The organism is Flexivirga aerilata (genome assembly GCF_013002715.1).
Lineage (GTDB): Bacteria > Actinomycetota > Actinomycetes > Actinomycetales > Dermatophilaceae > Flexivirga > Flexivirga aerilata.
Genome location: NZ_JABENB010000001.1, coordinates 567,477 through 591,091, shown reverse-complemented (window position 1 = coordinate 591,091; position 23,615 = coordinate 567,477). Strand labels below are relative to the sequence as shown.

The following is a 23,615-nucleotide window of genomic DNA, read 5'->3' as shown; positions in this document are numbered from 1 at the left end:
GCGATAAGTGGGCCTCTCGGCGAAGAGGGGGGGTCAGCGCAGGCGGGTCGCGCCGGTGCTCGGGACTGCCTCGAAGGCCGTCGGCGCCGGGAAGCCGCCACGCTCGGCGGCGGCAGCACACGCCTGCGCCACCGTTTCGGCGGCGTCGCCGTCGACCAGCGCGATCACGCAACCGCCGAAGCCGCCGCCGGTCATCCGGGCGCCGTAGGCACCGGCGGCCACCGCGGCGGCCTGGATCGTGTCGACCGACGGCACGGTGATCTCGAAGTCGTCCCGCATCGACGCGTGTGAGTCGTTGAGCAGGGAGCCGATGCGGCGCGGGTCGTCACCGGCGGCGAGTGCCGCCGCGACCTGCTCGACCCGCGCGGAGTCGGTGATCACGTGCCGTGCGCGCCGGCGCAGGAGGTCCGGCAGCTTGTCGAGCGTGGTGGCGAGACTCTCCAACGGCACGTCGCGCAACTCGGCGACGCCGAGCCGGAGGGCGGCCTCCTGGGTGGACCGGCGACGCTCGGCGTATTCGCCTCCGGCGTGCGAGTGCTCGGTGTGCGAGTCGACCACGAGGAGCGAGAGCCCGAATCTGCCCAGATCGAAAGGGATTTGGTTGACGGTGACTGCTCGGGTGTCGATCTGCATCGCGTGCGCCGCCCAGCCGCACACCGACGCGAGCTGATCCATCAAGCCGGTGGGCGCGCCGGCGATGTGGTTCTCGGCGTCGCGCCCGAGGTCGGCCACGGTCTCGTCGTCGATGCCCCAGCCGAGCAGGTCCGACCAGGCCCGTGCGGTCACACAGGAGAGTGCCGCCGACGACGAAAGCCCAGCGCCGAGAGGAACATTCGAGTCCAGGGCAATGTCGATGCCGGTCACCGGCAGCCTGCGCTGTCGCGCCGCCCACCCCACGCCGACGACGTATGACGCCCAACCGTATTCGCCGCCCGGAGCCATGTCGGACAGCTCGAACTCCACCGGTGCGCCGCCGTCCATCGACGCGGACGCGACCCGCACCCTCTCGTCATCGCGCTGCCGGACCGCGGCAATCGTGTGCTGTGCCAACGCGATCGGCAGCACGAAGCCGCCGTTGTAGTCGGTGTGCTCGCCAATGATGTTCACCCGCCCCGGCGCGGCCCAGACGCCGGCGGGCGCCCCGTCATACAGCTGCGCGAAGCGCGCGACCAGCGCGTCGACATCGATCTCGGCAGGGGTGCGCACGACGCTCATGAAGCAACCTCCCGCAGCCGATCGGCCAGCGCCTCCGGCAGCCCGTCGTTGACGAAAGCGCCCTGCCCGGACTCGGATCCGGCGAGGAACTTCACCTTGCCCTCGGCGCGACGGATCGAGTAGAGCTCCAGGTGCAGCCACGCCTCGTCGCGGTGCGCGCGCACCGGCGCCTGCTGCCAGGCCGCGATGTAGGGCGTCGGCTCGGAGTAGAGGCGGTCGAAGCGCCGCAGCACGTCCAGGTAGATCGGCACGAACCCGTCGCGTGCGGCGTCGTCCAGTGCTGGGAGGTCGGGCACCTGCCGGCGCGGGTAGAAATGCACCTCGATCGGCCAGCGTGCGGCATAGGGCACGAACGCAACCCACTCGTCGTTGCTCGCGACCACCCTTGCGCCGTCAGCGATTTCGCGCTCGATGACGTCCCCGAAGAGCGACCGCCCGGTCCGCGCGCGGTAGTCCTCGGCCTGCGTCAGCTCCTGCAACGCGCGCGGCGGCACGAACGGATAGGCGTAGATCTGCCCGTGCGGGTGCTGCAGGGTGACACCGATCTCCTTGCCGCGGTTTTCGAACGGGAAGACGTGCTCGATGCCGGGCATCGCCGACAGCGCGGTCGTCCGGTCCGCCCAGGTGTCGACCACCAGCCGTGCCTGCTGCGGCGGCAGAGCCGCGAACGTCGAGTTGTGGTCGCTGGTGAAGCAGACGACCTCGCACCGGCCGTGCCCAGGCCGCGTCTGCTCCAGGCCGGTCTCGACCGTCTCGCCACCCTCCGCCGCCAAACTGTATGACGGGAAACGGTTTTCGAAGGCCACCACCTGATATTCGGTCGACGGCACCTCGGACAGGTGGTCGCGCGACGGGCACAGCGGACACTCGTTCGCCGGCGGCATGTAGGTGCGGCTCTGCCGGTGCGACGCGATCGCGATCCACTCACCGGTCAGCGGGTCCCGCCGCAGCTGGGAGTTGGTGACCGCAGCGGGCAGGTCGCGCTGGTCGGCGGCGGCGACCCGGCCGGTGCCGTCGGCGTCATACCAGATGATCTCGCGGCCGTCGGCGAGCCGACCTGTCGTGCGCTCCATGCGGGTCTCCACGGATCAACGTTCGAAAATGTTCGGATATGTTGTATCACACGGAGGCGGTGACGCGCCCGGCGGATGCGAAACGGCCGGCCCCGAAAAACTCGGGACCGGCCGCTGGGGGGAGCTGTCAGCTCCTGCTGCGCTGCGCGATGCGCGCGATGTTGATCGCCACCTCGAGCAGCAGTCGCACGATCGCGACGACGATGATCAGCCAGACGAGGTCGGCCAGGGTGTGCATCAGCGCCGAGCCGGTGCTCATGTTCTTCACCGACTGGCCGCCGAAGTCCTGGCTGCCGAAGTTGTAGAACAGGTTGCTGAGGAAGTTCAGCACCGCCCAGATGATCACGCCGAGGAAGGTCAGCCCGGCGATCTTCTCGGTGAGCGACTTCTTGAACTGCAGGTCCGAGAACAGCGCCCCGATGCCGTCGCCGGCGCCCGCCGCGACCTGCCCGGCGTCGGAGGCGAACTGCGAACCGACCTGCTGGGCCTGCTGACCGAAGCCACGGCCGTGGCTGCCCTGGTGTGCCTGCTGGCCGGCCTGGTGCTCGCTCGCCTGCTGCTGCCCGGCCTGCTGGCTCTGCCCGTATGCCGGGGCCGGCTGCTGCTGCGTCGGCCGGTCATAACCCGACTGCTGGCCGAACCCCTGACCGAGGCTCTGCCCCTGGGGCACGCCGTAACCCGGCTGGCCCGGCTGACCCGGTTGACTCTGCTGACTCTGCTGGCCCGGCTGCTGACCCTGCTGACCGTACGGCGCGCGGCTGCCCTCGCCCTGGCCCTGCTTGTCGTCGTTCCACGACTTGTCGTCGTTCCACGATCCACCCGTGGGCGTAGACATGTGTCCCTCCTTGACTCCGGCGGCGCAGGTGCGCGCGCCTCATCGATGGTGTCCCAACTGTCCACCCGATCCAACCGGGACGCGCCGACGGAGTCCACTCGCGCCGGCGGGCGCCGCTCGCCCGTCCGGCGAGATGAGGCGGACGTCACACTCCAATGAATTTGCACTTTGGCATATCAAAGTGCAACATGATGGCCATGCGATTCCGCGGCTCCACCGACACCGACCCGCGACACCTCGTCGCGGCGAAGATGACGGACAAGCGGCTGCGGACCGCATATCGCATCACCCGGGCGGCCCAGCGGCTCGCGGTCGAAAAGGGTTACGACGACTTCACTCTCGACGAGCTCGCGGAGCGCGCCGAGGTGTCGCGCCGGACTCTTTTCAACTACTACGACAGCAAGCTCGAGGCCACCATCGGCGCAGGCCCGTGGTTGGACCAGCACGACATCGACGTCTATCTCGCCGGCGGACCCACGGGGGAGTCCGTAGCCGACCTGGCGGAGTTGGTGCTGGCCACGCTGCGGGCCTCCGCCGGTGACGAGTTCACCCGGGAAGACCTGCGCATGACGCGACAGTGCTTCGAGCGCAACCCGAAGCTGCTGATCGCCACGGCCGACCTCTTCCAGGACTTCATCGGGGGTCTGCAGGGCCTGATCCAGCAGCGCGAGGGCATCAGGCCCGACGACCCACGGTCGCACCTGCTCCTCGCGATGCTGGCGAGCGTCTTCGAGGTCTCGCTGCACTACTTCGGCGAGGGCGATGAGCGCGAGCTCGCCGACATCTACCTCGACAACCTGAAGATCGCTCGGAAGCTCCTGAAGTAGACCGAATCACCAGCTTTACCAAGCATTTTCGCGACGCATCGTCATACCCACGCAAGTCACACCCAAAGGATCCTTCATGGCAACCCTGCTCTACCGGCTCGGGCACACCGCCTACCGGCGCTGGCCGCTCTTCCTCGTCGGCTGGCTGATCGTGCTGGTCGGCTTCGGCTCACTCGCGATCGGCGTCAGCAAGCCGATGGTCGACACGTTCTCGATCCCGGGCATCCCGTCGCTCAAGGCGCAGGACATGCAGCAGAAGCTCTTCCCGGGCACCGGCGACGCCCAGGACGAGGCGACGGCGACCGTCGTCGTGCAGGCGCCGAGCGGGAGCAAGCTGACCGACGCCAAATATTCCGGCGCGGTCAATCAGCTGATCGCCCGCCTCGACAAGCTGCCGCAGATGCCGACCGACGCCCGGAACAAGCCGGTCAACCCGGTGATCGCGGCGCAGGCGCAGGAGCAGCAGGTGATGAAGGCGGCCGGTCCGAGCGCCGCCGAGCAGGCGGCCGCCAAGAAGAACGCCCAGGCGGTCTCGCCGCTGTCGGCCGACGGACGCACCGGCACGATCTCGTGGAAGTTCGACGTCAAGACCGTCGCCGACGTGGAGAAATCCACCCAGCAGGACGTGCTCTCGGCGCTGGACGGCGCACGCAGCGCCGGCCTGAAGGCGGAGGTCAACGGCTCCGGCATGCAGGCGGTCGAGCCACCGGGCGGCAGCAGTGAACTGCTCGGCATCATCGTCGCGGCGTTCGTGCTGTTCCTCACCTTCGGCTCGCTGGTCGCCGCCGGTATGCCGATCGTCACCGCCCTCATCGGCGTCGGCATGGGCGAGCTGGCGATCCAGTTCGCGACCGGCTTCACCACCATCGGCACCACGACCCCGATCCTCGCCACGATGATCGGCCTGGCGGTCGGCATCGACTACACGCTCTTCATCCTCGCGCGCTATCGCACCGAGTTGCAGGAGTCCGACGACAGGGCGCACGCCGCCGGTCTTGCCGTCGGAAAGGCAGGAAGCGCAGTCGTTTTCGCCGGCCTGACCGTGCTCATCGCGCTCTGCGCCCTCTCGGTGGTCGGCATTCCCTTCCTGACCTCGATGGGTCTGGCCGCCGCCGGCAGCGTCGCCTTCGCGGTCCTGGTCGCGCTGACCCTGCTTCCCGCCATACTCGGCCTGCTGAAGTCGAAGGCGTTCGGTGGTCAGCTGCGCAAGCGTCAGGACAAGCTGGCCGAGGACGGCCGCACCACCAACAACGGCGTCCGCTGGGCCCGCCTCATCGGCAAGAAGCCGGCAATCGTCGTCGCGCTCGTCGTCGTGCTGCTCGGCGCTCTCTCCGGGCCGATCAAGGACATGCAGCTGGCGCTGCCGAGCGACTCCACCGCGGCAACGTCGACCACCCAGCGCAAGGCCGCCGACCTGGTGACCGAGGCGTTCGGCGCCGGCCGCCAGGCCCCGCTGCTCATCGTGGCCGACGCCTCCGACATCACCGACGCCAAGCAGCGTCCGGCCGCGTTCGGCTCGGTGCTGCAGTGGGCCGGCGCGCAGAAGAATGTCGCCAACGCCCAGATCGTCGGGATGAACAAGGACCAGACCGGTGCGCAGATCCTCGTCACGCCCAAGGGCGGTGCCGACGACACGTCGACCGTCGACCTGCTGAACGCGCTGCGCGACGGGCAGTCGACCATAGAGAAGCGCACCAACACCACGGTCGGGGTCACCGGTCAGACCGCGATCCAGACCGACGTGTCGCAGCGGCTGACCGACGCGCTCCCGCCATACCTGGCGATCGTGATCGGGCTGGCGTTCATCCTGCTGATGATCGTGTTCCGCTCGGTGCTGGTGCCGCTCACCGCGACCCTGGGCTTCCTGCTGTCGGTGCTGGCGACTCTCGGCGCGACGGTCGCGGTCTTCCAGAACGGCATGTTCGGGATCGTCGAGGGACAACCGATCGTCAGCTTCATGCCGGTGATCCTGATCGGGATCGTCTTCGGGCTCGCGATGGACTACCAGGTCTTCCTGGTCACCCGGATGCGCGAGGCCTACGTCCACGGCGCCGACGCGCGGGAGTCGATCATCGACGGGTTCCGGCACGGAGCACGCGTGGTCGCCGCCGCGGCGACGATCATGATCTCGGTGTTCGCCGCGTTCATGCTGCAGGACAACGCGCTGATCCAGTCGATGGGCTTCGCGCTCGCCGCAGCGGTCTTCTTCGACGCCTTCATCGTGCGTATGACGCTGATCCCCGCCGTCATGTACCTGCTCGGTGACAAGGCCTGGTGGCTGCCGAAGTGGCTGGACAAGATCCTGCCGAAGGTCGACGTCGAGGGCGAGGGCCTGGCCTCCGGTCCCGGCCGGGGCCGGCACGCAGCCGCCGACAGCGGCAGCGACGGTGACGGCGACGGTGGCGACAAGGACGACCCGGTGCTCGCCGGCGTCTGACCGACAGGCACACAACCGCACTGACAGGCCCACGAAATCACCCCGATTTCGTGGGCCTGTCAGTGCGTTGTTGTGCCGCTCGATCCGGGCGGGGTCGGGCGGGGTCGGGAGCGGGGACGGGTCAGGTGGTGCGGCCGTCCTCGGTGCTGGTGTCGGAGCCGCCCTTGCCGCTGCCTCCCCCGCCCCCGCCGCCGACCCCCGGCAGCGTGATGGCTCCGGCCGGCGCGGTGATCCGGGGCTGGGAGTCCCAGCCGTCGATGGTCGCCGTGCCGCGACCACCGTCGGTCGGCCCGGCCGCCTCCAGCAGGTGATGCGCACTGTCCGCGCTGACCTTGAGCGTGTCGCCCTGGCCGGAGTCGACCAGCCAGGCCGGGGTGCTCCCGCCGCTGGAGCGCGTGGTCGTCGCCTGCTCCAGGTCGCTCTCGCTGATCGTCTGCGGCCCGATGAGTTCGTCGATGAAACTGCGCAGCGTCAGGCCGTTGAGCCGGCGGGCGGTCTCGGCCGGCGTCTGCACCCACTTGCCGGCGATGCGGGCCGCGGACGTGGCGTCGGCGGCCGCGGCCGTGCGCCAGAAGGTGCGGTCACCCTTGATGTAGTACTTGCCGTCGACGGTGCGCACGGTGGCGGTGCCTTCGCGCGGGTAGGTGATCGTCAACTCCTGGTTGGAGCCGTCCATCGTGCCCTTGAGATCGACCGTCTCGTCGCCGGTCTCGACCGCGATGACCGCGTGCAGGTGCGCCGAGGTGGCGGTCGCCGCTGACGAACGCGCTTGGTGCACCACGGTTTTCGCGGTCGGCGCCGCCGTCGCCTGGCTCGAAGCCGCCTCGCTCGAGGCCGCCGAGCTCGGCCGCGTCGCACCGGCGCTGACCGACGTCACGCTGACCGTCGGCGAGCTGCCACAGGCGGCCAGTGAGCCGGCGAGCAGCAGCCCACCGGCCGCAGCTGTCAGACGTATGACGGGGCGCATGCGCTCAAGCCTAATCGCGCACCGGGCGACCGGTCTGCGGTCCGCGTGGGCGCTGTGGACGGACACCCCGTGGGACTGAGCGGCCCGCCACCGGCCCGACGGCTCAGGCGAGTGCCGGCAGGGCGCGCTCGTACACCCAGGTGTCGACGATCGCCTCGACCTGCAGATGCCCGAGTTCGGCTGCCAACGCGACGAATTCGGCCGTGGTGACATTGCCGCCCCGGTTGCGGGCCACCCAGGTCTGCAGCAGTTCGAAGAACGGGCCGTCTCCGATCGCGCGGCGGATGGCGTGCAGGGTGAGCGCGCCTCGCTTGTAGACCCAGTCGTCGAAGACCTGCGCGATGCCCGGATCTGCCAGTGTGCGGGTGAAGCGGCGGCCGATGAGTCGCGACCAGTGTTCGCGGGCGCGGGCGTCGGCGGTCGGCCCACCGATCTCCTCCGACCACAGCCACTCGCTGTAGCAGGCGAAACCCTCGTGCAGCCAGATGTCGTGCAACTGGCGCAGCGTGACCGCATTGCCGAACCACTGATGCGCCAGCTCGTGGGCGATGAGCCGCTGGGCGTCCCACGACCGGCTCAGCAGATTGCTGCCGAAGATCGACAGTCCGCCCGCCTCGAGCGGGATCTCGAGCGCGTCGTCGGTGATGACGACTCGATAGCTGTCGAAGGGGTAGGGCCCGAAGCAGCGGCTGAAGAAGTCGACCATCGCCGCCTGGTCGGCGAACGCCACCTCGAACGCCGTCCGCCGGGCGGGCGGCACCGCCGCCGTCAGCGGGACCGGGCCCGGCAGCGGGATCTCGTCATACCGACCGATCTGGACGGTCGCCAGGTAGGTGGCCATCGGGCTGCGCTGCTCGTAGGTCCAGGTGGTGCGGCCGGCTCGTCGCCGCATGCCGGTGCGCTCGCCTCCGGCGACGACGAGGTAGTCGTTGGCGACCGTGACCGTCAGCCGGTAGGTCGACTTCGCGTCGGGGCGGTCGTTGCACGGGAACCAGCTCGGCGCGCCGCCCGGTTGGGAGGCCACGATGACGCCGTCGGTGAGCTCCTCCCAGCCGGCGTCCCCGATCTTGTCGGGCACGGTCCGCGGGACGCCGCGGTAGGCGACCGTGATGGTCGTCAGCTCACCCGGCGAAAGCTCTTGTCTGAGTTGGATGTTCAGCCGGCCAGCGCGATGGTTGTGGCGACCAACGGCGGGGCCGGTGACCTTGACGACGTTGAGGGCGTGCAGGTCGAGGGTGAGCTGCCGGATCGGTTGGAGCGCCTCGATCGTGAGCTGGGCGCGCCCCTTGAGCGAGTTGCTCTCCAGGGCGTAGTCGAGGTCGAGGTCGTAGTGCCGGACCGTGTATGACGGGTCACCGTGCCCGGGCAGATAGGGGTCTGCGGTGACACCGGTCGCGACGCTCACCCCGCACCCACTTCGCTGGTCTCGTCCTCGACCCACGGGCCGATCGGGTTGCCGATCCAGCGCGTCTTGTCGGGCACGAATTCTCCTCTCATCACAAGCGATACCGGTCCGACGGTGGCGTGCCGGCCGATGGTCGCGGCCGGCAGGATGACCCCGTGGGGGCCGATGGTGGCACCGCGCAACAGTCGCACAGTGTCCATCGAAAGCACACGATCGTGGAAGAGGTGTGTCTGCACGACGCAGCCGCGGCCGACCGTCGCACCGTCCTGGAGCTCGATCAGATCAGCCTCGGGCAGCCAGTAGGTCTCGCACCAGACACCCTTGCCGATGCGGGCGCCCATCGACCGCAGCCACCAGACGAGCACCGGGCTCCCGAGTGCGGGCCGGGCCAGCCACGGGGCGGCCAGCATCTCCACGAACGTGTCGGCGAGTTCGTTGCGCCATACGAAGGAGCTCCACAGCGGGTGCTCGCCGTCGCGAATCCTGCCTATCAGCAACCATTTCGCGAGGGTGGCCGCTGCGGCTGCGACGGCGCCACCGGCGAGCAGCACCGGGCCGGTGAGGACCAGGATCGCCCACCAGCCCCACGCATTGCCGATCGCGATGAGCGCGGCGGCAGCGCCGCCGGCGAGTGCGAACCCGGCAAGCCAGGGGATGAGCCGGCACACCTCGACCAGGCCACGCGCGACCTTGAGCTTGCGCGGTGGCTGGTAGGTGCGGCTGGTGTCGCTCTTGCTCGACTGCCGGCGCAGCTTGACCGGCGGACTGCCGAGCCAGGAGGTGCCGGACTTCGCCTTGTCGGTGCGGCCTGGCGCAGCCGAAAGCACAGCCACCAGACCACGTTTCGGCACCTTGCGGCCGGGGGCGGTCATGCCGGAGTTGCCGACGAAGGCGCGTTTGCCGACCTTCGACCGCTCGACGCGCAACCAGCCGCCGCCGAGTTCGTAGGGGCCGACGAGGGTGTCATCGGCAAGGAAGGCGCCGTCGCCGACGTTGACCAGCGCCGGGATCATCAGCACGGTCGACGCCTCGACGTCCTTGCCGATCTTGGCGCCGAGGCTGCGCAGCCATGCGGGGGTGAGCGCGCTGGAGTAGAGCGGGAAGAGCCAGCCGCGCGCCTCGTCCAGCGCGCGGAGCGTGCCCCACGCCTGCAGCGCGGGCCTGCTGTGCACCGGGTGATGCCCGGGAGTCAGGCCGATCGCCAGCAACCGGACCAGGATCCAGATGAGCAGGGCGAGCACGAGGATGCCGGTCAGACCTCCCGCGACCACCATCGGCACGGCCATCAGCGCAAGGCTTCGATCACCGAGTATGGCGAGAGCCACGGCCACCGCGGCGGCGGTGGCGATCACCGGCAGCAGCGTGATCGAGACGGCTGTCGCGCCATACAGGAACGAGAAGGCAGGCCGGTGCGGCGGGCGGGTGTCGGACCACGGCCCGCGCGCCTTGCGCACCCTCGCCGCGGGCGCGCCGCTCCAGGCCTGGTCGTCGGGCACCTCCCCGAAAACCGCTGACCCGGGAGAGATTTCGCTGCGCCGGCCGACAACCGCGCCGGGTGTCAGCATCGAACGCGTGCCGACGCGTGCCCCACCACGCACGACGATGGGCCCGACGAGCAGCCGGTCGCCGTCGAGCCAGTGGCCGGCAAGGTCGACCTCGGGCTCGATCGACGCGGCGGCCCCGACCCGCAGCATGCCGGTCACCGGCGGGATCGTATGCAGGTCGGCGTCCCGCCCGATGCGGGCGCCGAGCAGGCGGGCGTAGAGCCGCATCCAGGGCGCTGCGCTGAGCCGGGTGGCGCCGACCTCGTCGACGATGCGCTCGGCGAGCCAGAGCCGCAGGTGCACCTTGCCGCCCCGCGGGTAGTTGCCCGGTCGGAGCCCCGCGAGGACCACGCGCACCAGAGCTGCCGAGAGCAGGATGCGGCCCGGCGGGGTCAGGAAGACCAGCCACAGCAGGCCGAGCACCCACCACGGCGCGACCGGAAGATCGCGCGAGGTGAAGGGGTCGGCCAGGCGCAGTCCGATGAGCAGCCACGTGCCCCAACGCAATCCGGCGAGCCAGCGGGTGCCGATCAGGCCGGCGTGCTGGGCGAACTGAGTCTTGAGCGGCGTCGGCGGCACGTCGCGTTCGCGCAGGTTGGCCGGGCTTGACATCGAATCGAGTTGTGCCGCAAGGCCTTCGACGGTCGGAAACTCGTAGACATCCGCGACGGTCACCTCGGGCTGGGTCTCGCGCAGCCGCGAGACCAGTTGTGCCGCGGTGAGGCTGCCGCCGCCGAGGTCGAAGAAGTTGTCCTTGCAGGAGGTGACGACCGCGCCGAGCAGGTCGAGCCAGAGCTCCGCGACGTGTGCGGCGGTGCCGGTGAGCGGGTCGGCGGTGTCGGGCCCGCCCGCGCGGAGAGTCGCGATCGGCCAGGGCAGGGCGTCCCGGTCGATCTTGCCGGAGGTGCGCGTGGGCAGGTGGTCGACCGCGGCGAGTCGGGGCACCATCGTGGCGGGCAGCTCGTCGCGCAGCTGCTGGAGGGCGGGTTCGAGCTCGAATCCCGGCTCGGTCAGCAGATATCCGACCAGGATCTTGTTGCCCGCACCGGTCGCCCGGATGGCGGCCGCACCACCCGACACCGCCGGCAGCGCACTGAGCGCGGCGTCGATCTCGCCGAGCTCGATGCGGCGGCCGCCGAGTTTGATCTGCTCGTCGGCCCGGCCGGCGAAGATCAGGCCCACCTCGTCCTTCACCACGACATCGCCGGACCGGTAGGCGCGCGTCCAACCGAGCGTCGGCATCGGGGCGTACTTCTCGGCGTCCTTCTCCGGGTCGAGATAACGCGCGAGCCCGACGCCGCCGATGATGAGCTCGCCGGAGGCGCCTTCGGGCACCGGTCGCCCCTCCGTGTCGACCACCTCCAGGTCCCAGCCGGGGAGGGGCAGCCCGATGCGCACCGGGTCGCTGCCGTCCAGTCGCGCCGCACACGCGACGACCGTGGCCTCGGTCGGTCCGTAGGTGTTCCAGACCTCCCGGGTGTCGGTCGCGTAGCGCACGCCGACCTCCGGCGGGCAGGCCTCGCCGCCGAGGATCAGGAGGCGCACCTTGGCGAGGGCGTCGGCCGGCCACATGCCGAGCAGCGTCGGCACGGTCGAAACGACCGTGATGTCGTTGGCAACCAACCAGGGCCCGAGGTCCATGCCGCTCTTGACCAGCGACCGCGGCGCCGGCACGAGGCACGCGCCGTAGCGCCAGGCCAGCCACATCTCCTCGCAGCTGGCGTCGAACGCCACCGAGAGACCGGCCATCACCCGGTCGTCGGGGCCGATCGGGTCACTCTGCAGGAAGAGCCGCGACTCCGCGTCGACGAACGCGGCCGCGTTGCGGTGGGTGACCGCGACGCCCTTCGGCTTGCCGGTGGAGCCGCTGGTGAAGATCACCCACGCGTCGTCGGTCACCTCCGGCGCAGTGGGCTCGGCACCCTCGGTTTCGGCGTCGGTCGCCGAAAAGCCCGCTGGTTGCTTGATGTCCAGGTCACCGGTGATCACAGCGGAGACGTGTGCCTCGCCGAAGACGGTGCGGGCGCGCTCGTCGGGGTCGTCGGCGTCGACCGGCACGTATGCCGCGCCGGCGAGCAGAGTGCCGAGGATCGCGACATAGAGGTCAGTGGTGCCCGAGTTGATCCGGACCCCGACCTTGTGGCCCGGCCCGATGCCGAGGCCGGCGAGTTCGGTGGCGACCTCCAGCGCCTCCTCGTGCAACTCGGAGTAGGTCAGCACCGTCTGGCCGCTGTCGATCGCGGGCGCGTCGGGGCACTCCTCGACGGTCTCGGTGAAGATGTCCACCAACGTGCGTGCGGCTGGGGCGTCCGGCCCCCGGAGCAGGGTCACGACGGGCTGTTCCTTCCCCGAAACTTGGCGACTTGCCGGCATTCTCCCGCATGGGTGCCGGACGCGGGAGCCCGACGCCAGGTGCCGGACATCAGGTGCCGGACAATGACGGGCATGCGGGGGATCGGGGTCGCGGTGCTGGTGCTGGCGACCGCGGGGTGCGGGACGGCTCGGCACACATCGCCGAGCGGGCCCGTCTCAGCGGCATCGCGCTGGGTCGGACGGGGCCCCGACGGTGAGCAGTCCGGCGGTGAGTAGCCCAGCCGGCACCGGAAGCGCGCCGGAGGACGCGCCCCCGCCATACATCGGGAAGGTGGTGTGGGTCAGCCTGCCGAGCGGGCGGAGCCTGCAGGTGCACCCGACACCGAGCGGCCGCCGGGCGACGAGCGGGGCAGCAGCCGAGGACGCCGCCTGGGCCGAGGTCGTGCGGATGGCTCCGGATGCCGAAACTCCAGGGATGCGAGCACAATTCGACTGCCACTGGGAGTTGGCGCGGGTCGCCGAACCGGCGAAGACGAGTTGGAATCTCGAGCCGTGGCGTCCGGTCGTCCCGGGCCGGACGCTCTATGAGACTAGGTGCAACCCGGGCGGCCCGGAGGTCTGACCGCCCGGATCGTCAGCCTGGGATCACTGCGGGTCGGGGCTCGCGCCGTCTTCCTTCTCGGCCTCGGCGAGCTTGGCCCGCACCTCGTCCATCGGCAGCTGGCGCACCTGGTCGATGAGCGAGTTCAACTCGCGCGCCGGGAGGGCGCCGGGCTGGGCGAAGACGAGGATGCCCTCGCGGAAGGCCATGAGCGTCGGGATCGAGGTGATGTTGAGCGCCTGGCCGAGCGCGGGCTCGGCGTCGGTGTCGACCTTCGCGAAGGTGATGTCCGGGTGCTGCTCGGACGCCTCCTCGAAGACGGGGGCGAACATCTTGCACGGACCGCACCAGTCGGCCCAGAAGTCGACGAGCACGATGTCGTCGCCGGTCACTCCCTGGGTGAAGGTGTCGGTCGTCAAAGTCGTGGTGGCCACGTGAGTCAGCTCCTAGGAAGGGTGGCGAGCGAGGTCCCGCCCGCCGTTGTCATCTTCCGCAACGTATGGCGGGTGCCGATCCTTCCGGGACGAGGAGTTGAATGGCGCAGATGACGATCCCGCAGATCGATCCGTTGCTGCGCGACCGGCGTTCGCCGTCGGTCTTCGACCCGGCGCACACACTCGACGACGCCGCCCTCGCTGCGCTGCTCGAGGCGGCACGCTGGTCGCCGTCGTGGGGCAACACCCAGCCGTGGCGGTTTCTGGTCGGCCGGCGCGGGGACGCCACTCACCAGCGGATCGTGGCAGCGCTCAGCCGGGGCAATGCCCAGTGGGTGCCGGCCGCCAGCGCGATCCTGATCGGCCTGCGGCAGGTCGGTGCCGAACCGGACGACCCCAAGGGCGGTCTGCGCACCTACGACTACACCGCCTACGACCTCGGCCAGTCCGCCGCGCACCTGTGCGTGCAGGCGGTCAGCATGGGCCTGTCGGTGCACCAGTTCGGCGGTTTCGACCACGACGCCGTCGCCGCCAGCTTCGCGGTGCCCGCCGAGTGGCAGGTGCTGAGCGGCATCGCCGTCGGCCGCTGGCTGCCGCCCGCCGAACGCACCGACGTCGACCCGGCGAACGTCGAGCGCGAGGAGCGACCCCGCAAGCGCCGGCCGCTCGACCGGCTCGCCTTCGCCGGGCAGTTCGGCGATCCGCTGCGTCTGGAGCTGCCCGAGTAGACGGAGCGGGAGCCGCCGGCCGGGGGCGACGCAGCCGCGGCAGGCGGGACTGCCGTCATACGCCGGCGATGGTGGTCCACCTTTCGGGACGATCGTTTCGGATGACAAGACTGCGGGTAATCCGCTTGGAGATCGGTCGTCGGCCGTGTTCTGCTGGGGGCATGTCTTCGATTGCCACGCAGCAGACGCGGATCGCCGACCGGCGACCCGTCACGTGGCATGTCTGTCGCTATTGAGCCCAACCCGCTCACCCGCAACAGACCACCGACGCCGCATGGCGCGCCACTTCCCTACGGAGACCTCGATGACCACCACCTCTCCCGGTGTTCGCAATTTCACCCGAGCCCAATTGCTCCGGGTCGCAAAGCTTTTCGCCGGTGACTCCGGCGCCGCCAGCGCAGTCGACCGGTCCGGCGACGAGCGCACGAGGCACCCGCTGGCGCAGACCCCGCACCTGGAGGTGTGGGTGATGACCTGGCCGCCCGGTAGCACGACGGGGTGGCACGACCACGGCGACGCGAGCGGCGCGATGGTCGTCGTCGAGGGCGACCTCGGCGACGAGCTCTGGAAGGGCGGCTCGGTGCAGGTGCGCGATCTCGCACCCGGCGACGAGCACGTGATCGCAGCCGGGCAGCTCCACAACGTCACCAACCTCGGCGACGACTACGCGGTGACGATCCACGCCTACTCACCGGGCCTGACCGAGATGACGCCCTACGAATGGGTCGACGGCAAGCCGGTCGCGGTGAAACCCGCCTGACGCGATCGGCCGCAGCGAAGCGCCACCTGACGGGACACCGTTTGGAAGGATCCGGGGTATGAGCAATCCCCAGTCGCCGACCGACCTGGTGCACCGGCTGACGCCGATGCGGGGCCGGGACCCCGACGAGGGCGATCGCGCGTCGACGCCGCTGGAGTTGCTCCTCGACCTCACCTTCGTGGTCGCCGTCGGCACGGCGGCGTCGCACTTCGCCGAGCTCAGTGCCGAGGGGCACATCGCAAATGCCCTGCTGGCCTTCCTGTTCGCGATGTTCGCGATCTGCGTCGCCTGGATCAACTTCACCTGGTTCGCGTCGGCTTTCGACACCGACGACTGGCTCTACCGGGCCCTGACGATGGTGTCGATGGTCGGCGTCGTCGTCTTCGCACTCGGTCTGCCACCGATGTTCAACTCGGTCGCGGAGGGGCAGCACCTCGACAACCGGCTGATGGTGATCGGCTACATCGTGATGCGCGTCGCGATGGCCGCGCAGTGGTGGCGGGCGGCGCGCCAGTCGTCATACAGCGGGGTCGCGATGCGGCACATCCGGTGGGTGCTGGTCGCGCAGGTCGGCTGGGTGATCGTCGCCTGGTCGCCGATGTCGCTGCCCGTCACCTTCGTGTGCGCGCTCGTGCTCGGCATCGTCGAACTGCTCCTGCCGGTGCTGTCCCAGGGGCAGGCCAACGGCACGCCGTGGCACCCGCACCACATCGCCGAGCGCTACAGCCTCTTTGCGATCATCACCCTCGGCGAGGGGGTCGTCGGCACGGTCGCCTCGTCGCAGGGGCTGCTCGGCGGCGAGTCCGGCGCTCAGTGGAGCGGCAACGCGGTCGCGGTCGTGGTCGCCGGGGTCGGGCTCACCTTTCGGCATCTGGTGGGTCTACTTCATCACCCCGTTCGGCACGATCCTGCAGTACCGGCCGCGGCGCGGTTACCTCTTCGGCTACGGGCACATCCCGATCTTCATCGCGATCGCCGCGACCGGGGCGGGGCTGCACGTGGCGGGTCTCTACCTCGAACACCACGCGAAGATCGGGCACGTCACCACGACGCTGCTGCTCGCGGTGCCCGTCGCGGTCTACCTCGGCATGGTCTTCGTGCTGCACGACGCGCTGCTGAGCGCCGGTGACGCCCTGCACTTCCTGCAGCTGGGGGTGACTGCTCTCTTCCTGGTGGCGGCAGTGGTCGTGGCGATGGCGGGCATGCCGCTCGCGGTCAGCCTGATCCTCATCATGCTGGCGCCGTTCGTGACCGTCGTCAGTCACGAACTCGGTGCCTACCGGCATCAGGCGCGCATGCTGCAGCGCATGGTCGACGAGGCCTCGTGAGCCACGGCCCTACTATCGGGGCCATGAGTGCACACATCGACGTCGCGGTCAGTGACGGCACCGCGGACGTACGGCTGGACCGGCCCGACAAGCTCAACGGCCTCACGATGCCGATGCTGCGCGGCCTCGCGTCGGCGGCGCACCGGCTGCGTGCGGATCGGTCGCTGCGCGCGGTGATCCTGTCCGGGACGGGCGACTCGTTCTGTGCGGGGCTGGACTTCAAGACGGTGAGCGCCGACCCCAAGCAGCTGCCGCTCGGCATGGTGCCCCGGCCGTGGCGCGGCACCAACGTCTTCCAGGAGGCGTGCTGGGCCTGGCGCCGGGTGCCGGTGCCGGTGATCGCCGCCGTGCATGGCCACTGCTATGGCGGCGGTGTGCAGATCGCTCTCGGCGCGGACCTGCGCGTCACCGCCCCGGACGCGAAATGGTCTGTGCTGGAAGGCAAGTGGGGTCTGATCCCGGACATGACCGGGGTCCGTGCACTCGCCGAACTCGTCGGCATCGAGACCGCGAAGCGACTGACGATGACCGCTGAGATCATCAGCGGCGAGGAAGCCGCGCGACTCGGGCTGGTCGGCCAGGTCGACCCCGAGCCGTATGCCGCAGCTCGCGATCTGGCCGGGCAACTCGCGCAGCGGTCGCCGGACGCACTCGCGGCCGCCAAGAAGCTCTTCGACAGCCGGTGGGGTTCTTCCCCTCGTCGCACCTTCGCCAAGGAGCGCTGGGAGCAGACCAAGCTGCTCATGGGTCGCAATGCCAAGATCGCCCGGAAGGCCGGATTGCAGCGCGAACAGCCGGTTTTCGCGCCTCGGTCGCGCTGAGGCGGTCGGTCAGCCGGGCGGCCGCCGCCAGTCGCAGCGTCAGCCGCGCGCCGGCAGCCGCAGGATGTCGCGCACGGCCGGCCACGCCTGTTCGCCGAGTGCGCGGTCGGCCTGCTCGGTGCCGCCGCGCTGGAGGGCCATGCCGGCGTTGATCACCGACTCTCCCGGCAGGACGGTCCGGTGTCCGGCCGCGGGGAGCGTGACGACCGTGGTGTCGCGGCCGTGTGCTCGACGTCGTTCGGCGATCGCGGCGGAGAAGTCGACCGCCGGCCAGACGTGGTCGTCCCCGCCTGCGACCAGCAGCACGTCGTCGATGTGCTCGACCGGGATCGTCGCTGCCGCAACGGTTTCCGGGTCGGCCGCCGCCAGGCTGCGCCGATAGCCGCCGACGAATGCCGGCGGGTCGGTGTCCGGCTGCCAGGAGGTGTCGAAGGGCGCCGCGGGCACCGGCTCGTCGTCCCAGGTCCAGTGCGACACCTGCGTGTCGTCCGGGTCGATGTAGGACCAGGCCACATTGCTCGGTGCGAAACCGATTGCGGCGGAGACCCTTTCGTCATACGCAGCAGTGAGGAGGGCTGCCTCCGCGCCGAATGACGTGCCCGCGACGACGAGCCGGTCGCAGTGCGGGGCGAGTCGGTCGAGCGCCGTGGTGAAGGTCTCGAGCGGGATGAGGCGCGGGCCCTGCGGTTGACCCTCGCCGCCGAACCACCGGATCGACATCGCCAGCGCGCCGTGCTCGGCGAAGACCCGCGCGCGTCCGTCGTCGATGCGCCCGCTGGATCCGCCGAGCGTGAGCACCCCTGTGCCGCAATGCTTCTGCGGGGTCACGACGATCCCGTCGGGGTGGGTGAGGTGCTCCTCCATGGATCGAGCGTATCGGTGGCGCTGGTCTCGATACGGCCTCGCCCCTGGGGGCTCGGCCTACTCGACCAGCGGGTGTGGCGTGCGTAGCGAACGCATGCTGGTTGAGTAGCGCGGAGGAGCGAAGCGGGGGAGCGCGTATCGAAACCAGCGCCGGTGGGCTGGTCTCGATACGGCCTCGCCCCTGGGGCTCGGCCTACTCGACCAGCATTCAACTCGACCAGCGTGGCTCCGGCCTACTCGACTAGCTCGGCCGCACGTGTCGGTGCCGGCCGCGCGGCGCGCTGGGCGAGCGCGGCGGCGGCGAGCGAGAGCACGCCGAGGCCGGCGAGCCCGAGCAGCACCCATTGCTCGGGCCACCGCTCGACCAGCATCGACACGATCGTGGGCACGAAGAAGCCGAGGTAGGTGAGGGAGTAGAACACCGCGTTGGTCATCGCGAGATCGCTTGCGGGAGTGAGGTGTTCGATGCGAGTGAGGCCCCCGACGAGCGTCATGCCGTAGCCGCAGCCGAGGACCACGCCGGCGACGATCACCAGTGGCACCGACCGGTGGTCGACCACGACGACGGTGAGCAGCACTCCTGCCACCGCGCACGCCATGCCGAGCACGCTGACCAGACCGGGGTGCGCCGCCTCGATCCCGCGGGCCGGCTGTTGCACGACCACGCCGACGCCGAGGGTGATGCCGGCCATGATCCCGGTGAACGCCACCGCAAACCCTGCGATCGAGGTCTGCATGAGACTGGGCAGGATGACCAAACCGACTGTGGCGCAGGTGAATACCCATGGAGCCATCGGCGCGACCCGCGACCAGAAGTGCCCCCTCAAAGCCGTATGACGGGAGCCGCGCACCGGCGCGGCCGGCACCACCGACGGCTCTCCGGACGAGACGACGTGCTCCTCCTCGACGGTCGCCGTCTGCGGGGCGCGCCATACCAGGGCGCCCGCGACGATCGTCAGGCCGATGTGCACCAGGTAGGGCAGCACCTTCGGTGCGGGCAGCCATTGGGCGAGGAAGCCGGTGACGAGCGGTCCGCCGCCGAAGCCGGCGGACAGCGACATCGCGGCCCGTCGCGCGCCGGTGCCGGTGGGGGCTCCGGCCGATAGTTCCTTCACCCAGGTCGTGCCCGGAGCCATCGCGGCGCCGGTGCACACGCCATACAGGACCCGGCCGGCGAAGAGCAGGGGCGGCGACGACTCACCGACGGCGAGGAGCAGCGAGGACAGCCCGGCGGTGACCATCACCGGCCGCATGACCGCGCGGTGCCCGAAGCGCCCGGCGAGCCGGGCCGCGACGATCAGTGCGGGCACGAGGCCGAGCACGTAGGCGGCGAACATCGCCGTCACCAGCGTCTCCGACAGGTGGTCGGTGCGTCGGTAGACGATCAGCAGTGGTGCGAACTCGTTGGCCCCCCAGCCGACGACGAAGAGCGCGAGACTCACTCTCATCCACGGTTGCAGGCGCATGCCGCCAGCATGTCAGCAAGACGGTTCTGCCCCGGCCGAAGTGTGCCGGGGCAGTTGTCGATATGCGGCTCAGAAGCTCTGCGGCCCGAAGCGTTCGATCGCCACGAAGACCGCCATCGCGAGCAGCACCAGGTTGACCGCGACGTTGGGCCATTCCTTGCGTTGCGCGTGGGTCACGATCGCGCCGACCATCACCACGGCCAGCCCGACGGCGGCGACCGGCACGAGCCAGGTGGCGATGTCGAAGGCGCCGGGCAGGATGAGACCCAGGGCGCCGGCGACCTCGGCGAGGCCGATGAAGCGGACCAGGGCCACGGGTTTGCCGGTCGCCCACGCGAGCTTGGGGTCGGTGGCCAGCTTCTGCGCGGTCACCGGCAGCTTCGCCGCCCCGGCCATCAGGAAGACCGCTGCGAGCACGCCGCTCACGATCCACACTGCGAGGTTCACGAGATTCTCCGTCCAATCAGTTGAATGTTCATGCGACTATATATGAACTTTCAAACAATGGGTATGCTCGTGGTATGCCCGCACCGTCCCCCGCCGATCCGCCGCGCTGGCTCAGCCCGGAGGAACTGCAGACCTGGTGGTCCCTCCACCTGGTGCTCGCCACCCTGCCCGGTGCACTCGGGCGGCAACTGCAGTCCGACTCCGGTCTGAGCTTCCTGGAGTACTACGTGCTGGCCGGTCTCGCCGACCGGCCGGACCGCACCATGCGCATGGGCGACCTCGCCGCGTTCGCCAACTCGGAGCAGTCCCGGCTGTCACACCTGATGCGCCGCCTTGAGGCGCGCGGGTTGGTACGACGCAGGCGCGATCCGGACGACGGCCGGGTGATGCGGGCGGTGCTCACCGACGCCGGGTACGACGCGCTCGTCGACGCAGCGCCTGGCCATGTCGAGCGGGTGCGGGAGCTGGTCTTCGACAACCTGACCGAGGCCGAGCAGCGCGCGCTGCGGCGGGCGATGGGCAAGATCGCCGCCGGGCTGTGCCCGGAGACGGGCGGAGCTGCCGATGAGACGGGCGCCGAGGGCACGGGTCGCACCTGAAGCTCCGGCGACATTGGCGACATCGGCGACATCGACGGCACCGGCGGCACCGACGAGCAGGACAGCCGGCCGGCCTCACTCGAACGGGTGAACTTGCCGCATTGTCAGGCGATCTGACTCGACGCGAGTGGCCCGCCGGAGCTATACGTGGAGGGACGAAGCCGCCCGTGCGCGGCGCCCGCCCATCGCGAGAAGGTAGGGAACAACCATGGCCGACAGCAAGAAGATCGCCTTTCTGACCGCAGGCGAAGGCATCGAGCGCGTCGAACTCACCGAGCCGTGGAAGGCGGTGCAGGACGCGGGCTTCGAGCCGGTCCTGCTCAGCCCCGAGTCCGGTGAGGTGCAGACCTTCGATCACCTCGACAAATCCACCACGCAGAAGGTCGACGAGCAGGTCAAGGACGCGTCCGTCGACGACTTCGCGGCGCTCGTGCTGCCGGGCGGCGTCGCCAACCCCGACGCGCTGCGCACCGACAAGGACGCGGTGTTCTTCGTCAAGACGTTCGTCGACTCCGGCAAGCCGGTGGCCGCGATCTGTCACGCGCCGTGGACGCTGATCGAGGCCGACGTCCTGCGTGACAAGCGGCTCACCTCCTGGCCGAGCCTGCAGACCGACATCCGCAACGCCGGCGGCGACTGGGTCGACGAGCAGGTCGTCGTCGACGGCAACCTGATCACCAGCCGCAAGCCGGACGACCTGCAGGCCTTCGACGAAGCCCTGGTCAAGGCGGTCGAGGGCTAGACCTCCGGCCGGGTGGGAGTGCGTGCTGAGAGTATGACGGCATGAATTTCCACTCGGCCTACGACCAGGGGTTCGCCCGGGTTGCGGCGTGCACGCTCCCGACCGCGATCGCCGATCCGGCGACCAATGCCGCGACGATCGTGCGCCAAGTGCGGGAGTGCCACGAGGACGCGGTCGCGCTCGCGGTCTTCCCCGAGATGAGCCTGACCGGTTACGCGATCGACGACCTGGTGATGCAGGACGCGCTGCTCGACGCGGTGGAGGCCGGTATCGCCGACATCGCCCGTGCCACGACCGACCTGCTGCCGTTGGTGATCGTCGGCGCGCCGTTGCGCAAGGGCCTGCGCCTCTACAACTGTGCGGTCGCGATCCACGGCGGCGAGGTCATCGGCGTCGCCCCGAAGAGTTACCTGCCCAACTACCGGGAGTTCTACGACAAGCGCTACTTCGCGCCGGGCGACGACCAGCATGGTGAGTCGATCACCTTGGGCGGCAACGAGATTCCGTTTGGTCCGGACCTGATCTTCCGGGCCGACGATCTGCCGGACCTCACCGTGCACGCGGAGATCTGCGAGGACATGTGGGTGCCGATCCCGCCGTCGTCGCTCGCCGCCCTGGCCGGTGCCAACGTGCTGGTGAACATCTCCGGCAGTCCGATCACGGTCGGCCGAGCCGCCGACCGGCACCTGCTCGCGCAGGCCCAGAGCGCGAGATGCCTTGCGGCATACGTCTATTCGGCGGCGGGTCAGGGCGAGTCGACCACCGACCTGTCCTGGGACGGTATGACGATGGTCTACGAGTGCGGCGGGCTGCTCGGCCAGACCGAGCGCTTCCCCGACACCGCGCAGCGCACGACGGTCGACGTCGACCTCGACCGGATCCGTCAGGAGCGCCTGCGGGACGGGTCGATCGCGGACAACGAGCGCACGTTTGCCGGCGAAACCCAGTTCCGCACAGTCAATTTCACGCTCGATCCGCCGCGCACCGACATCGGGCTGATGCGCAAGATCGACCGTTTCCCGTTCGTCCCGGACGACCCGGAGCACCTCGCGCAAGACTGTTACGAGGCCTACAACATCCAGGTGTCCGCCCTCAAGCAGCGGCTGCGGGCTATCGGCCAGCCCAAGATCGTGCTCGGTCTTTCCGGCGGGCTCGACTCGACCCACGCCCTGCTCGTGGCAGCCCGCGCGATGGACGAGCTGGGCCGGCCGCGCACCGACATCCTGGCCTACACGATGCCGGGTTTCGCCACCGGCGACGCGAGCAAGTCGGCGGCGACCAAACTCGCCGCCGACATGGGAGTCACCTTCCACGAGTTGGACATTCGGCCCGCCGCGACCCAGATGTTGAAGGACATGGGGCACCCTGCGGGTGATGGGGAGCCGGTCTACGACGTGACCTTCGAGAACGTCCAGGCCGGGCTGCGTTACGACTACCTCTTCCGGATCGCGAACAAGGACGGCGGCATCGTGCTCGGCACGGGTGACCTGTCCGAGATCGCGCTCGGCTGGAACACCTACGGCGTCGGTGACCAGATGTCGCACTACGGCGTCAACTCCGGCATCCCGAAGACGATGATCCAGCACCTGATCCGGTGGGTGATCGCCGCGAAGCTTTTCCCGGCCGAGGCGTCCTCGACGCTCCAGACCATCCTCGACGCCGAGATCAGTCCCGAGCTGGTGCCGGCCGGCGAGGACGAGAAGCCGCAGTCGACCGAGGCCAGCATCGGGCCCTACGCGCTCCAGGACTTCAACCTCTTCCACACGCTGCGCTACGGCATGCGGCCCAGCAAGATCGCCTTCCTGGCCGAGCACGCGTGGAGCGACGCGGCAGCCGGTGAGTGGCCGCCGGGTTACCCCGACGACGAACACGTCGCCTACGACCTGGCCGAAATCCGTTCGTGGCTGGAGGTTTTCATCAAACGGTTCTTCGGCTTCAGCCAGTTCAAGCGGTCGGCGATGCCGAACGGGCCGAAGGTCGTCGCCGGTGGTTCGCTGTCGCCCCGCGGTGACTGGCGCGCGCCGGGTGACGGCAACGCCACGGTGTGGCTCGCGGACCTGGAGAAGGTGCCACGGTGAGTGTGCTGCGCTCGCCGTCCTCGGTGGGGTAGCGCGTAGCGCTTCGCACCGTGGGCTGGCTGGCCCTCTCCCTGGGAGCTTCGCGCGGCTCCGCGCACGGCGCCGCGCTGCGCTCTCGGATTGCTGAGGGA

20 protein-coding genes and 1 pseudogene are annotated in these 23,615 nt (G+C 69.8%); 11 read left to right on the top strand and 10 right to left on the bottom strand.

Annotated elements, in window-relative coordinates; genetic code table 11:
- Positions 1-33 precede the first annotated feature (33 nt).
- The 3 genes from galK to HJ588_RS02755 all read right to left on the bottom strand — a co-directional run bounded on the left by galK (position 34) and on the right by HJ588_RS02755 (position 3,123).
- A complete protein-coding gene (gene galK / locus HJ588_RS02765) occupies positions 34-1,215 on the bottom strand; it encodes a galactokinase (protein WP_171151722.1) in 1,182 nt (393 codons plus the stop codon).
- Positions 1,212-2,288 (bottom strand): galactose-1-phosphate uridylyltransferase, encoded by a 1,077-nt coding sequence (gene galT / locus HJ588_RS02760; protein WP_171151719.1) that lies wholly within the window; start codon positions 2,286-2,288, stop codon positions 1,212-1,214. Before galT ends, galK begins: the two co-directional genes overlap by 4 nt.
- Positions 2,289-2,415: 127 nt before the next feature.
- Complete coding sequence (locus HJ588_RS02755) at positions 2,416-3,123, bottom strand: DUF4282 domain-containing protein (protein WP_171151717.1); 708 nt, start codon at positions 3,121-3,123, stop codon at positions 2,416-2,418.
- 188 nt (positions 3,124-3,311) lie between these two features.
- On the opposite strand from HJ588_RS02755, the gene HJ588_RS02750 reads away from it, so the two are divergent.
- On the top strand, positions 3,312-3,950 hold the full coding sequence (locus HJ588_RS02750; protein ID WP_171151716.1) for a TetR/AcrR family transcriptional regulator: 639 nt from the start codon (positions 3,312-3,314) through the stop codon (positions 3,948-3,950).
- A 76-nt stretch (positions 3,951-4,026) separates the two neighbouring features.
- Positions 4,027-6,387 carry an MMPL family transporter gene (locus HJ588_RS02745; RefSeq protein WP_171151715.1) on the top strand — a complete coding sequence of 787 codons (2,361 nt, stop codon included), beginning with the start codon at positions 4,027-4,029 and terminating at the stop codon, positions 6,385-6,387.
- A gap of 121 nt (positions 6,388-6,508) precedes the next feature.
- On the opposite strand, the gene HJ588_RS02740 is transcribed toward HJ588_RS02745, so the two are convergent.
- The 3 genes from HJ588_RS02740 to HJ588_RS02730 all read right to left on the bottom strand — a co-directional run bounded on the left by HJ588_RS02740 (position 6,509) and on the right by HJ588_RS02730 (position 12,676).
- Positions 6,509-7,354 carry a hypothetical protein gene (locus HJ588_RS02740; RefSeq protein WP_171151714.1) on the bottom strand — a complete coding sequence of 282 codons (846 nt, stop codon included), beginning with the start codon at positions 7,352-7,354 and terminating at the stop codon, positions 6,509-6,511.
- 103 nt (positions 7,355-7,457) lie between these two features.
- Entirely contained in the window at positions 7,458-8,759 is a 1,302-nt protein-coding gene (locus tag HJ588_RS02735) for a M1 family aminopeptidase (protein WP_171151713.1), read from the bottom strand.
- Positions 8,756-12,676, bottom strand: coding sequence for a Pls/PosA family non-ribosomal peptide synthetase (locus tag HJ588_RS02730; RefSeq protein WP_171151712.1), 3,921 nt, complete (start codon positions 12,674-12,676; stop codon positions 8,756-8,758). Before HJ588_RS02730 ends, HJ588_RS02735 begins: the two co-directional genes overlap by 4 nt.
- Before the next feature lie 208 nt (positions 12,677-12,884).
- Between HJ588_RS02730 and HJ588_RS02725 the strand changes: the two genes are divergently transcribed.
- Positions 12,885-13,238: a DUF2599 domain-containing protein gene (locus HJ588_RS02725; RefSeq protein ID WP_212755257.1), complete on the top strand. Its 354-nt coding sequence runs from the start codon at positions 12,885-12,887 to the stop codon at positions 13,236-13,238.
- A gap of 23 nt (positions 13,239-13,261) precedes the next feature.
- Here the strand turns inward: HJ588_RS02725 and trxA are convergent, their stop codons facing one another.
- A complete protein-coding gene (gene trxA / locus HJ588_RS02720) occupies positions 13,262-13,651 on the bottom strand; it encodes a thioredoxin (protein ID WP_171151709.1) in 390 nt (129 codons plus the stop codon).
- A 101-nt stretch (positions 13,652-13,752) separates the two neighbouring features.
- Between trxA and HJ588_RS02715 the strand changes: the two genes are divergently transcribed.
- The 5 genes and pseudogenes from HJ588_RS02715 to HJ588_RS02700 all read left to right on the top strand — a co-directional run bounded on the left by HJ588_RS02715 (position 13,753) and on the right by HJ588_RS02700 (position 17,288).
- A complete protein-coding gene (locus HJ588_RS02715; protein WP_171151707.1) occupies positions 13,753-14,379 on the top strand; it encodes a nitroreductase family protein in 627 nt (208 codons plus the stop codon).
- A gap of 304 nt (positions 14,380-14,683) precedes the next feature.
- The gene (locus HJ588_RS02710; protein ID WP_171151705.1) at positions 14,684-15,139 is read left to right on the top strand and encodes a cysteine dioxygenase; all 456 of its coding nucleotides are present in this window, start codon (positions 14,684-14,686) and stop codon (positions 15,137-15,139) included.
- Between the two features lie 58 nt (positions 15,140-15,197).
- Positions 15,198-15,944, top strand: a pseudogene (locus tag HJ588_RS19200) (low temperature requirement protein A); the annotation flags it as partial.
- Positions 15,871-16,467: a low temperature requirement protein A gene (locus HJ588_RS19195; RefSeq protein ID WP_246241882.1), complete on the top strand. Its 597-nt coding sequence runs from the start codon at positions 15,871-15,873 to the stop codon at positions 16,465-16,467. The pseudogene HJ588_RS19200 and the gene HJ588_RS19195, both read left to right, overlap by 74 nt.
- A 23-nt stretch (positions 16,468-16,490) precedes the next feature.
- Positions 16,491-17,288 (top strand): crotonase/enoyl-CoA hydratase family protein, encoded by a 798-nt coding sequence (locus HJ588_RS02700; RefSeq protein ID WP_171151703.1) that lies wholly within the window; start codon positions 16,491-16,493, stop codon positions 17,286-17,288.
- Between the two features lie 39 nt (positions 17,289-17,327).
- Here HJ588_RS02700 and HJ588_RS02695 read toward each other — a convergent pair whose 3' ends face one another.
- From HJ588_RS02695 to HJ588_RS02685, 3 genes are all read right to left on the bottom strand, one after another.
- Complete coding sequence (locus HJ588_RS02695; RefSeq protein WP_171151701.1) at positions 17,328-18,152, bottom strand: acyl-CoA thioester hydrolase/BAAT C-terminal domain-containing protein; 825 nt, start codon at positions 18,150-18,152, stop codon at positions 17,328-17,330.
- Positions 18,153-18,385: 233 nt separating this feature from the next.
- On the bottom strand, positions 18,386-19,618 hold the full coding sequence (locus HJ588_RS02690) for an MFS transporter (RefSeq protein ID WP_171151699.1): 1,233 nt from the start codon (positions 19,616-19,618) through the stop codon (positions 18,386-18,388).
- Between the two features lie 69 nt (positions 19,619-19,687).
- On the bottom strand, positions 19,688-20,065 hold the full coding sequence (locus tag HJ588_RS02685; RefSeq protein WP_171151697.1) for a DoxX family protein: 378 nt from the start codon (positions 20,063-20,065) through the stop codon (positions 19,688-19,690).
- 74 nt (positions 20,066-20,139) lie between these two features.
- Here HJ588_RS02685 and HJ588_RS02680 point away from each other — a divergent pair, with 74 nt between their 5' ends.
- The 3 genes from HJ588_RS02680 (at position 20,140) to HJ588_RS02670 (ending at position 23,484) form a co-directional block, all read left to right on the top strand.
- Entirely contained in the window at positions 20,140-20,664 is a 525-nt protein-coding gene (locus HJ588_RS02680) for a MarR family winged helix-turn-helix transcriptional regulator (protein ID WP_171151696.1), read from the top strand.
- 208 nt (positions 20,665-20,872) lie between these two features.
- Positions 20,873-21,406, top strand: a complete 534-nt coding sequence (locus HJ588_RS02675; RefSeq protein WP_171151695.1) for a type 1 glutamine amidotransferase domain-containing protein — start codon at positions 20,873-20,875, stop codon at positions 21,404-21,406.
- A gap of 41 nt (positions 21,407-21,447) precedes the next feature.
- A complete protein-coding gene (locus HJ588_RS02670) occupies positions 21,448-23,484 on the top strand; it encodes an NAD(+) synthase (protein WP_171151694.1) in 2,037 nt (678 codons plus the stop codon).
- Positions 23,485-23,615 lie beyond the last annotated feature (131 nt).